We start from the raw sequence: 11,499 nt of genomic DNA, 5'->3' as shown, positions 1-11,499 counted from the left end.
TCATCATGCGCTCCGTCTATCAAACGGAGCAGCCCCTTCCAACTAAGCACGTGGTCCCACAATCGGGGTCCATTTCACGATCGCTATCATTCCGGCTTACGCGCTTGTCGGAATCAGCTTCACTTTCGCACCCTACGATCGGATATTTTGTAGGCTTCCACCTGAAGACAGCGGTATCGAGTATCTCTGGCTCAATTGCTTCACAGACCTGAACTACGACCCCTTCTGTCGGGAGAGTCGGCCTTCACATCTCACAGTTTGCGCCGTTGAGATTGCTCCTTTCCCTACTCAGATCACATGGCACAGACAATTTTGAAAGTTACCCCCTACAGGCGGGCGAGTTCGGAGACGATTGTATGCCTACTCACATGGTTTCTCCATCTGGAACGACGGCGATCGAGGTGGCCGTGCGCGTATACTCTAGAACCAAAGCTCCGCCTGATTGCACTGGTATTTGCTCCGACCTACCGGTACAGTTCTTCAGTATCCATCGGCTCACATCAGAATACTTGAGCACACCTAGAAGCTTACTCCGTCTTCTGCCATGTTAGCGAAGCTGATAGGATGCAAGAACGACACTAGTTCGACTGCTAGCCACTCGCAACCGATTGCTTTCAAGCCCATGCTCCATGGTCAGACCAGAATCAGCAAAGTTCATTTGGTGCTCACTCATAAGTGCGCTTTCTATGGTTTGTTTGTCCTATTGAGCGCTCAAATCGCAATTCAATGCTTGAATCTCGTTGCTATCGCAAAGGTCAAGTCGATTGTCCCGTTACTTGATCCGGCCAAGTTAGATCCCGCCGCCTTTCATATACGGTATGATGCGAACAACTTGCTGACCGCAATTCTTTGCGCAGGGATTGTGGCACCCTTCGCGATTCTTTTTTGCCTGGCGCGTATCAGCTTTGGCTACGTCATCGCATTCTACCTTTACATGATGGCGCTCGGGTACATGTGGCTGAATTCTTTTTCAGACCTAAACTATGACCACATACTGTACGGGGCCTCTGTTGCGGCCTCCACATTTGCGTTTGTTCTTCCTGCCTTATTCATTTCGTCGCCCATCAAACAGACGTTTGTGCTCTCAAAGCGGGGTAGCGACACGGCATTAACTTTCATACTCCTGGTCGCCGCAGTCACAGTGGCGGCTGGCGCCTACTACAACTTCAGGCTAGTGAGCGTTTTATCAATTTATGACTTCCGAAACGATCTCAATTTTCCGAGCCCACTAAGGTATCTACTTTCGATCAACTCGACCGTCCTTCTACCATTCGCGTTCGCGGCTTTTCTCGAGCGCAGGAACCGTTGGGGCGCGACAGCTGCTCTATTGCTCTTGCTTCTTCTTTATCCTATCACTCTGGCAAAGGTGGCCCTGTTCGCGCCATTTTGGCTTATCTTCATGGCGCTGTTGGCCTCGCTCCTCGAAGCCAGAACATCTATAGTCCTTTCGTTGCTTCTGCCGACGCTCTCCGGAATCCTCCTTGTGATGTTCGGAGCCACGTCCTACTTTCTGCTCGTGAACTTTCGAATGATTGCGATACCGTCCACGGCCTTGGACTTCTACAGCCACTATTTTTCAACCCACGGCTTTACCCACTTCTGCCAAATTTGGATCATCAAACCTTTTGTGTCATGCGCGTATCAAGAGCCGCTGTCCGTGCTGATGCAGCAAACCTACCACCTTGGTTTCTTCAATGCCTCGTTGTTTGCTACTGAAGGCATTGCGTCGGCGGGCCCCTATCTTGCTCCAGTTGCCATTTTCCTGTGCGGATTGATCATTGCTCTGGGGAGCCGGCTGTCTGCGGGATTCCCGCCGCGCTTTATTCTCACCTCAAGCGCGATCGTGGCTCAGGTCCTGCTCAACGTCCCGCTGTCGACTGTCTTGCTAACGCATGGTCTGGCGATCCTGTATCTGCTTTGGTACATTACGCCGCACAACCTTCATTCCGTCAGCGAATAGTGCTGAGGAGAAACTCGATTCCGCGCGACCGGCTCGACGCGTCGTGTCCCGCGCATCCAGCAAATCATGCGTATCCTGATACTCAATGCGGACTACCCGAGCTTCCTGGCCTGGCTCTATCGCCGCGAGGCTGGCCTTGCGAATGCGTCCTACGCCACGCAAATGGCCGCACGCAACAACAGCCTGTTCGGTGTCGCCGACTTCTACTCGAGGAATTTCGCCGCGCTGAGCCACTCCGCAGCGGAGATCCACGTCAATAACCCCTGGCTGCAGGCAGCCTGGACGCGGGAGCATGGCATGGCCGTGGCAGTCTCCGAGCCGGCCATGGGCGCCAGCAACAGGCTTCCTGCTTGGCTGCTGCAGGCGGTCGCGCCGTTCAAGCCGATGTTGAGGCCGTTCGCTCGCAAGATTGGACTCAGCCCAAAGCTCGACGCACAGGCAGAAAAAATCCTGCTCGCCCAGATCGAGGATTTCAGGCCGGATCTGGTGCTGAACCAGGATACGTTTCACATCGATACCCCGCTGATGCGTCGCATCAAGGGAATTGGCAAGCCTAAACTGGTCGGCCAGATCGGGATTTCGCCGACCCGTGGCGAGGACTGGCGGGTTTATGACCTGTTGATCTCCCAACTGGTCGCCACGGTCGAGTTTTTCCGAGGCCAGGGCGTCCGCGCCGAGGTCAGCCATCTCGCCTTCGAGCCCGCCATCCTCGATGCGTTACCTCCGGCGCCGGCGCAGGATGTCGACATCTCCTTCGTCGGCACCGTCTCAGCCGATCATCAGCAACGGATCGCACTATTGGAGGCGGTTGCCGCGCGCTACGACCTCAAACTGTTCGGCAATATCGCGCCAGGCCTCCCCGCCTCCTCTCCCCTGCATCGCCGTTTTCAAGGCGAAGCCTGGGGCACTGAGATGTATCAGGCGCTACGGCGCTCGCGCATCACGCTGAACTCCCACATCGACATGGCCGGCCAGGAGGCCGGAAATGTGCGGCTGTTCGAAGCGACCGGCGTCGGCACGTTTCTGCTCACCGACCTCAAGGAGAATCTGCACACGCTGTTCGACCCGGGCCGCGAAGTCGTGGCGTGGCGCTCGATCGACGACTGCATTGAAAAGATCGAGCGATATCTCGCCGACGATGCGGCGCGAAAGGAGATCGCTGCTGCCGGTCAGCGCCGTACGCTGACGGCGCACAATTACCGCGAACGAACCCGCGGAATCCTGGCAGCCGTCGAAAATTCGTGAGCCCTCCGCCGCGACAGGATGGACGGAATATTTCCTTGACGCCGGGGGGCAAAGCAGCCACATTGCCCTCAAAATAGCCGCTTTGCGGTTGATTTTACTCACCTTTTTCGGCCGGCCGATGGATAGCGTCGAACACTGTCGCTTTAACGATCAGCTTTACGCGATCATTGTTCGCGCCTCCTTTCGGGAACCGGGGATCACATTTTTCTCCACGCCTGAATTGTCGCAGCAGCTTGCCTATATGAGCCACCCAAAGGGCAAGAGCATTGCTCCGCATCGGCACAACAAGGTGACGCGCGAGGTTCACTACACCCAGGAAGTGCTGGTGATCCAGAAAGGCAAGCTGCAGGTCGACTTCTACACCGAGAGCGAAGAATATCTGGAGAGCCGCGTGCTCTCGGCCGGAGACATCATTCTTCTTTGCAGCGGCGCCCATGGATTCGAGGTGCTGGAACCGCTTGAGATGATTGAAATCAAGCAGGGTCCCTATGCGGGCGAAGGCGACAAGACGCGCTTCCCCGAGGCGCCGGCTGTGGTGAAGCGGATCAAGGGTCCGATTGCGTGACGCAGGATTTCGTTCCAGTCAACACCCCACTCCTGAACGGAAACGAAGCTGAATATCTGGCCGAGTGCGTTCGCACCGGATGGATATCTTCCGAAGGTCCGTTCATTCCACGCTTTGAGTCGGCTATGGCGCAGATCGCGGGACGCCGTCACGGCGTCGCCGTCACCAACGGATCCGTTGCGCTCGATATTGCCGTTCACGCGCTCTCGCTCGAGCCGGGCAGCGAAGTCATCATTCCGACGTTTACGATCATCAGTTGCGCATCCGCGGTGGTCCGCGCCGGACTTGTTCCCGTCGTGGTCGACTGCGATCCGAACACCTGGAACATGACTGCGGACGCAGTGGAAGCGGCGATCACGCCAAGAACCCGCGCGATCATGGTGGTGCATATCTATGGCCTGCCGGTCGATCTCGACCCGATCCTTGAGCTTGCGCGCAAGCATGACCTTCGCGTGATCGAGGACGCCGCCGAGATGCACGGCCAGACTTATCGCGGCCAGCCCTGCGGCAGTTTTGGAGACGTGAGCACGTTCAGCTTCTATCCGAATAAGCACGTCACGACAGGCGAAGGGGGGATGATCCTGACCGATGACGCGCAACTCGCCGACCGGCTGCGCAGTCTCCGCAATCTCTGCTTCAAGCCCGAGCAGCGCTTTGTCCATGACGAGCTTGGATGGAACGCGCGCATGACCAACCTGCAGGCCGCTCTCGGCGTCGCCCAGACCGAGCGGCTAGGCGAGATGATCGACATCAAGCGCCGGACCGGCCGACGCTATGACGAGCTTCTGGAAGGGGTCGATCTGATCCGGCGCCCTATCCCCCGTACCAACTACGCTGACAACATCTATTGGGTGTATGGCGTCGTCCTGAAAGACGCGGTCGAGTTCGACGCCAAGGAAGCGATGCGCCGGCTCGCCGGCAAGGGCATCGGCACCCGTCCCTTCTTTTGGTGCATGCATGAACAGCCCGTCCTGCGCAGAGCCGGCCTGTTCGCGAGCGACTCGCATCCTCACGCGGAACGGATCGCGCGCCGCGGCTTCTATCTTCCGAGCGGCCTTGGATTGACGGACGACCAGATGGTGCGATCCGCACAGGCGCTGAAGGAGATCCTTGCTTGAGCGCCTTCGAACGCTACGCGCCGTGGTATGACCTGCTCTATCAGGACAAGGATTATGCCGCGGAAGCATCCTTTGTGGACGTGCAACTCCGTCGTCATGGCGCTACACCCGGTACGTTGCTCGATCTCGGTTGCGGCACCGGCGTGCACGCCCATGAGTTCGCGCGCATGGGATGGACAGTCACCGGTGTCGACATCAGCGCAGACATGATCCGCCGGGCCGAGGCGCGTACGGGAGGCGGTTCGGAACACGTTCGATTTCGGCAGGGGGACGTCTGCGAATCCGGCCCGGAGCGGGATTTCGACGCCGCGGTCGCCCTGTTCCATGTGGCGAGCTACCAGACCAGCCGGGGAAGACTTCAGAACATGCTGGCGAGTGCAGCCATCGCACTCAAGCCGGGCGGTATTCTCCTGTTCGACTATTGGTATGGCGGCGCCGTACTCGCGCAAAGCGTTGAAACCCGCGTCAAGGTCGTTGAACGCGCGCCGCTGCGCATCACCCGGATCGCCCAGTCCAACCATAATGAGGCCAGCGCGACCGTTCAGGTCAACTACACGCTGTTCTGCGAGGACATTGCGCAATCGACGATCCATCGGATCGACGAAGCACACTACCTCCGCTACTGGTTTCCGTTCGAGGTCGAGGCGCTTCTCGGCGCGACCGGTTTCGAGCCAATCGGTCACTATGCGTGGCTGTCGACGACCAGCCCGCCGAACTCGCGAGACTGGGCGGCTTATTCCATCGCCAGGAAAAAGACGGTTCAACTGTGAAGCAGTTTCACGTTGGCGTCGTGCTGGAGTTGCCACTCGAGGTCGGCGGCGGCTTCCAGCAAGGGCTTAGCGATATCGCATGGCTCCGCGGCTGGGCGAAGACAGTCGATATTGACGTGACCGTCTTCACCACCCAGCCCAACAACATCGCCATCCTGTCCGAACTCGGCATCGAGGCCACGCTGTTGCGGATTGGTTGGTTCGACCGGCTGTTCCTGTTCCTGAAATATTGCGGGTGGTTCGACCTCCTGCAGTACGCGTTGCACTTATGCCCGCCCTTGGAGAAGCGGCTGATCCGGGAGCATGTCGATATCGTCTATTTCCTGACGACATCGAACTGGCAACTCGTGCTCTACAAGCTGCCTTTCATCATCACGATATTCGACGGTTGCCATCGCGATTCGCCGGAATTCGACGAGGCGCGTGAATTCGCCGAGTTCGAACGTCGCGAAATCGTCTTTCGCAGCGCCAGCACCAAGGCGGCTTTGGTCGTCGCCAACGCCAAAGAGGTGATTGATGCGCTGTGCCGTCGCTACGCGATGGAACAGGATCGCGCGGTTTGTATCCCGTTTTCGCCATCACCCTATGTGGCACGCTCGATTTCGGCTGGCGAGCAAACGGACGCGGACGCCGCGATCCTGCGAAAGTACGGCCTAGAGCCCGGTTATCTCTTCTACCCCGCCCAGTTCTGGTCTCATAAGAATCACGCAACCATCCTGCTGGCGATGAGTTTGCTGCAGAAGCACGGGATACAGACAACGCTGGTGCTATGCGGATCGGATCGCGGTTCGCGTAACGCAATCGAAGCCTTAGCCGCGCAACTCGGCCTTGGCGACCGCGTGCGTATCCTCGGCTTTGTTCCCTCTATCGAACTCGCCCCGCTCTATCGCAACGCAGCAGCACTGGTGATGGCAAGCTACTTCGGTCCGACCAATCTGCCGCCGCTCGAAGCCTGGTCGGTTGGCACGCCCGTGATCTATCCCGAAGACTTCGAGGCGCAAGCCGGCGATGCCGCCATTCTGTTCGATTACGACAATCCCGCTTCGCTGGCAGAAGCCATCGTCAAGGCCAGCCTACCCGAGGAACGTGCCCGGCTCGCCACCGCGGGCAAAGAGAGGCTCGAATATTTTGCGCGCCAGATCCACGACGGACATCGCGAGTTCGCGCAACACCTTCTGAGACTTCGATACCGCCGCTACCCTCGGATCTATTGAGGACCGCACGCGTTCCTATCGGGAAATAATCGCGATTGTCTTTGCGCGGATATTTCCAATCAGCAGGGGGATCGCCGCCACTCCTGCAACCGCCAGCCAGATCGCACATTCCGCGACGAAGCGCTGCATGCCAGTCCAGGGTATCGTGGAACGGATCATAATTCCCAACCCCCATCCAGCCACTATCGTCGCACCCATGACCCCCGCCAGAAACATCAGGTGACGGAACGGGTGCTTGAGCGTTTGACGCATGATGACAAGCGTCAACAGGCCGAACTGAACCAGGAGATCGCTCGCTACGATCGCAGCCGCCGCGCCCAGCGGGCCCAGTTGCGGGATCAGCAGCAGCGATAAGACGAGAAAGACAATGAGCTGCAGCCCCTTGCTGCGTACAAGAAGATCGGCCCGGTTGCTGTAATTGGCATAGCTTAGCGCCAGGATCGCGGGCGCGGCCACGCTGGTGCCGATCAGCATCGTCTTTGCCAGCAACGGATCGTAGGGAATGGCGCCGCGGGTCCAGAGCACGAAGAAATCAGGCCAAAACGGCAACAGTCCCGACACGACCGCACTAGCGAGCACCGCCACAAATACCGAACCGCGGGCATAGAGCACGCGCAACCGTTCGGTCGCACCAACAGCATAGTCGTGGCCGAGTTCAGCAGCCAGCGGAAGAGTCACCTGCAGGCAGAGCGCCCGCAATAGCCCAGCCGCAACGCGGATCAACCCCCATTGTGCGACAGCGACGCGATCGGCCACCAGCGCGCTGACCAGGAGCACCGGGAGGTTCATCAGCGCCAGCTCGGTCGCGCCAGCGATTCCGAACGGCGCCGCCTTGCGTAGCTGACCGACCATCCAGCGTATCGGACGTCTGCCCCGCGCCTTGCGCAGGAATGGATGCAAGCGCGGCGCATCGATGGTGATCAGATAGACCGCAATCAATATCTGCATCGCGACATAGGCGAACGTGACGGCAAACAAGCTTGCTGTCGCAGCGATCGCAACCAACTGCGCGACCTGTCCGATCAGCGTTCCGAAGCTCTGCAACCAGACAGCGCGGCCGTACAGGCCCCGCGCCCGATAGAGTGCCGACACCAGACCCGCCGGAAGCGTGAGCAGCATACCCGCCGTCATCGCCACAAAGGCAGCATCGAAATTCTCGATCGCCTCGAACCGGAACACCGTGGACGGCGAAACAGCCAGCACCGCTGCCAGCACCAGACCGACGAGCACGACGCTAAGCCAAAGGTAGAGTCGCATTATCGCAGCATAGAATGTCGCGGTGCGGCCGTCGCAATCAACGCTGGACTTGAATGAGAAGAAGCGGTTGATGGCACGAAGCTGCAGGCCGCCATCTGCGACCAGCACAAGGTTGCCGATCGCATAGATGACGAACCAGGCGGCCAGCTCCTCGCCGCTCCAGAAATGCAGAAAGACAGGAACCAGCGCGACCTGCTGGATGATCCCGAGCACCATCTGGAAAATGCTGGCGGACCAACCCGCAAGCAGTCTTCGTGCCCGGGTCGGGGGCGAAATGCCCGCGGGGACATTCTCTCTGCCGCGCGCGTTTGGCTCTTCGATCAAGTCCGGGGACCTCTTTAGCGTACAGAGGGGCTAGCAGCAACCCGATGGGATGTCGATACTTGGCCCTCGTGCCGAAACATGCGGCAAGCTGGCTCTCACAGCCCACAACGGGCCACAGAGGCCAACTGGCGCGGAGTGGCCACCCGGATATGGAAAGTGCACCCAGCCTTGCGGGTGTCCCTAAAACGGATCCCGGCCGCTTTCCTGCACGATCCCCGCCAACCCACTCAAAACATCAAGTCCGCCATGCCGTTGCCGGCGGGAGGCGGACCTTGCCGGGAGGTTGTCCGGCGCTATTGTAGCGTCGCCGTTCGATCCGGAGCCCCCCGTAATGCCCGTCCCGCATGCATCGCAAGCCCTGTCCCGATTCACCGTTCTCGACCTCACCCGCGTCCGCTCCGGCCCCACCTGTGTGCGGCAGCTCGCGGACTGGGGCGCCAATGTCATCAAGATCGATGCCTTGACGGAGGACGCTGGCGGCGAGCAACCGGGCGGCCCACGGCATGGCTCGGACTTCCAGAACTTGCACCGCAACAAGCGCGCGATGACGCTCAATCTCAAGGATCCAAAAGGTCTCGAAGTATTCAAGCGGCTGGCCGAACAGGCTGACGTTGTGGTTGAGAATTTCCGGCCTGATGTCAAAGCCAAGCTCGGCATCGACTACGAGAGTCTCCGCCAAATCAATCCGCGCATTGTCTATGGTAGCATCTCCGGCTTCGGCCAGGACGGGCCCTACCACAAACGCCCGGGGTTCGATCAGATTGCGCAGGGCATGGGCGGACTGATGTCAGTGACCGGCGCGCCCGGCGGCGGCCCAATGCGGGTCGGTATTCCCGTTGCCGACCTTGCAGCCGGCCTGTTCTGCGCGATCGGCATCCTCACGGCGCTCCTGGAACGCGACGTATCGGGTGAGGGTCAATGGGTACAGACCTCGCTGTTGCAGGCGCAGATCTTCATGCTGGATTTCCAGGCCGCGCGCTGGCTGATGGAAAAGGAAGTGGCGCAGCAGGCAGGGAACAACCACCCGACGTCGATTCCCACGGGCGTGTTCAAGACGTCGGATGGTTACATCAACATCGCCACGACAGGCGGACGCATCTGGGAACGCTGCGCACAGGCGATCGGGGCTCCCGAACTCATCAGCGATCCCGACTATGCCACGGCGCCGGCGCGTTCCAAGAACCGCGACGCGCTCAATGCGAAGATCAACGAGCTGACACAGAAGAAATCCACCGAGGACCTGGGTGAGCGAGCTGAACGCAGCCGGCGTGCCCTGTGGCCCGATCTATTCCATCGACCAGATGTTCGAGGATGCGCAAGTGAAACATCTCGGCATCGCCCGGGACGTGCCGAACACAGAGAACCGGCACATCCGACTGGTGAGCCAGCCGGTGACGCTCTCGCGGACGCCAAGCACCATGGCGGCGCGCCCGCCGGAATTTGGCGAGCAGACCGACGAAGTGCTGGCGGAGTTCGGCTTCAGCAAAGATGAGATCGCCGAGCTCAGACAGCGCAAGGTCGTATAAGGCTTTACGCCTTCGCCGGCCGCAGCCGTCGGGTGGCGCCGCTAAGCGCCTTGTCGATCAAGGGCCAGAACAACAGGACGATTGCGAGCGTCGTGATCGAACCGACGAGCCCGTTCGACCAGAACACCTTCATATCGCCGCCGGAACCGATCATCGATAGCCGGAACGCATCCTCGGCACGGTTGCCGAGCACTAACGCGAGCGTGAACGGCGCCAGAGGAATGCCAATCTTCTTGAAGACGTAACCCACCACGCCAAAGCCCAGCATCAGCCAGATGTCGAACATCGCGTTCTGGATCGCGTAGGCGCCGATCGCGCAGGACACCACGATCATCGGCGCAACCGCCGCAAACGGCACGCGCAGGATCGAGGCGAAGATCGGCACCGTCGTCAGCACCAGGACTAGGCCAACGACGTTGCCGAGATACATCGAGGCGATCAGGCCCCAGACGAAATCCTTGTGTTCGACGAACAAGAGCGGACCCGGATTGAGACCCCACACCATCAAGCCACCGAGCAGGATGGCGGCGGTTCCCGATCCGGGAATTCCAAGCGCAAGCATCGGAAGCAGCGCCGAGGTGCCGGACGCATGCGCCGCCGTCTCCGGCGCGAATACGCCCTCGATACGGCCCTTGCCAAAACTGTCCTGGTTCTTGGCAAAGCGTTTGGCGAGGTTGTAACCCATGAACGAGGCGGCGATCGCGCCACCCGGCGTGATTCCAAGCCAGCAACCGATGAAGGACGAACGCACCAGCGTCACCCAGTATTTCGGCAGGTCTCTCCAGACCGACAGCACCACGCGCAGGCTGATGCCGGCGGCGTGGCCGCGCAGCGCCAGACGCTCTTCCATTGTCAGCAGGATTTCGCTGATGCCGAACAAACCGATGACCGCGACCAGGAAGTTGATGCCGCGGAGCAGCTCGGTAGAGCCAAAGGTCATGCGGAGCTGGCCGGATACGGTGTCCATACCGACGCCGGCCAGCAGGAGGCCAAGCGACATCGAGATGACGGTCTTGTGCTTGGCCTCGCGGCCAAGGCCGACGAACGAGCAAAACGTGAGGAGATAGACTGCAAAGAATTCCGGCGGCCCGAACTTCAGCGCGAATGACGAGATCATCGGCGCCAGGAATGTGATCAGGAGTACCGCGACCAGCGAGCCTATGAAGGACGAGGTAAAGGCCGCTGTCAGTGCTTCCGCCGCCCTGCCCTGCTGCGCCATCGGATAGCCGTCAAACGTGGTCGCCACAGACCAGGCTTCGCCGGGAATGTTGAAGAGGATCGAGGTAATGGCGCCGCCGAACAGTGCGCCCCAGTAGATGCACGATAGCATCACGATGGCCGAGGTCGGGTCCATCGTGAACGTCAGCGGCAGCAGGATCGCGACGCCATTCGGCCCACCAAGCCCAGGCAGTACGCCGACGAAAATTCCGAGCACAAGCCCGACCATCATCAGTAACAGCGTTTTCCAGGTGAGGAGAACGGCGAAGCCGTGAAGGAGCAGGCCAAAAGCTTCCATGACC

8 protein-coding genes and 1 pseudogene are annotated in these 11,499 nt (G+C 59.7%); 7 read left to right on the top strand and 2 right to left on the bottom strand.

The window, feature by feature from the left end; genetic code table 11:
• Nucleotides 1–730: 730 nt before the first annotated feature.
• The 6 genes from AAFX91_RS02740 (at nucleotide 731) to AAFX91_RS02715 (ending at nucleotide 6,872) form a co-directional block, all read left to right on the top strand.
• Complete coding sequence (locus AAFX91_RS02740) at nucleotides 731–1,960, top strand: hypothetical protein (RefSeq protein WP_130579475.1); 1,230 nt, start codon at nucleotides 731–733, stop codon at nucleotides 1,958–1,960.
• A gap of 66 nt (nucleotides 1,961–2,026) precedes the next feature.
• Nucleotides 2,027–3,205 carry a glycosyltransferase gene (locus tag AAFX91_RS02735; RefSeq protein ID WP_394565463.1) on the top strand — a complete coding sequence of 393 codons (1,179 nt, stop codon included), beginning with the start codon at nucleotides 2,027–2,029 and terminating at the stop codon, nucleotides 3,203–3,205.
• A gap of 241 nt (nucleotides 3,206–3,446) precedes the next feature.
• Nucleotides 3,447–3,770, top strand: coding sequence for a hypothetical protein (locus AAFX91_RS02730; protein WP_245476281.1), 324 nt, complete (start codon nucleotides 3,447–3,449; stop codon nucleotides 3,768–3,770).
• Nucleotides 3,767–4,888: a DegT/DnrJ/EryC1/StrS aminotransferase family protein gene (locus AAFX91_RS02725; protein ID WP_130579478.1), complete on the top strand. Its 1,122-nt coding sequence runs from the start codon at nucleotides 3,767–3,769 to the stop codon at nucleotides 4,886–4,888. The genes AAFX91_RS02730 and AAFX91_RS02725 overlap by 4 nt, the downstream gene beginning before the upstream one ends.
• On the top strand, nucleotides 4,885–5,658 hold the full coding sequence (locus tag AAFX91_RS02720) for a class I SAM-dependent methyltransferase (protein ID WP_130579479.1): 774 nt from the start codon (nucleotides 4,885–4,887) through the stop codon (nucleotides 5,656–5,658). Before AAFX91_RS02725 ends, AAFX91_RS02720 begins: the two co-directional genes overlap by 4 nt.
• A complete protein-coding gene (locus AAFX91_RS02715) occupies nucleotides 5,655–6,872 on the top strand; it encodes a glycosyltransferase (protein ID WP_130579480.1) in 1,218 nt (405 codons plus the stop codon). The genes AAFX91_RS02720 and AAFX91_RS02715 overlap by 4 nt, the downstream gene beginning before the upstream one ends.
• Before the next feature lie 15 nt (nucleotides 6,873–6,887).
• Here AAFX91_RS02715 and AAFX91_RS02710 read toward each other — a convergent pair whose 3' ends face one another.
• Nucleotides 6,888–8,345 (bottom strand): hypothetical protein, encoded by a 1,458-nt coding sequence (locus tag AAFX91_RS02710; protein ID WP_394565462.1) that lies wholly within the window; start codon nucleotides 8,343–8,345, stop codon nucleotides 6,888–6,890.
• A 439-nt stretch (nucleotides 8,346–8,784) separates the two neighbouring features.
• Here AAFX91_RS02710 and AAFX91_RS02705 point away from each other — a divergent pair.
• A pseudogene (locus AAFX91_RS02705) lies at nucleotides 8,785–9,979 on the top strand (CaiB/BaiF CoA transferase family protein).
• A 4-nt stretch (nucleotides 9,980–9,983) separates the two neighbouring features.
• Here AAFX91_RS02705 and AAFX91_RS02700 read toward each other — a convergent pair.
• Entirely contained in the window at nucleotides 9,984–11,495 is a 1,512-nt protein-coding gene (locus AAFX91_RS02700; protein ID WP_394565461.1) for a tripartite tricarboxylate transporter permease, read from the bottom strand.
• Nucleotides 11,496–11,499: the final 4 nt, after the last annotated feature.

The organism is Bradyrhizobium sp. 31Argb (assembly GCF_043638955.1).
Taxonomy (GTDB): Bacteria; Pseudomonadota; Alphaproteobacteria; order Rhizobiales; family Xanthobacteraceae; genus Bradyrhizobium.
This window is presented reverse-complemented; position numbering and strand designations above follow the sequence as displayed.

Bases quoted from the DNA above. Each gene is read 5' to 3' on its own strand.
- AAFX91_RS02735 (WP_394565463.1), top strand. From the start codon at position 2,027: ATGCGTATCCTGATACTCAATGCGGACTACCCGAGCTTCCTGGCCTGG.
- AAFX91_RS02730 (WP_245476281.1), top strand. From the start codon at position 3,447: ATGAGCCACCCAAAGGGCAAGAGCATTGCTCCGCATCGGCACAACAAG.
- AAFX91_RS02710 (WP_394565462.1), bottom strand. From the start codon at position 8,345: ATGGTGCTCGGGATCATCCAGCAGGTCGCGCTGGTTCCTGTCTTTCTG.
- AAFX91_RS02700 (WP_394565461.1), bottom strand. From the start codon at position 11,495: ATGGAAGCTTTTGGCCTGCTCCTTCACGGCTTCGCCGTTCTCCTCACC.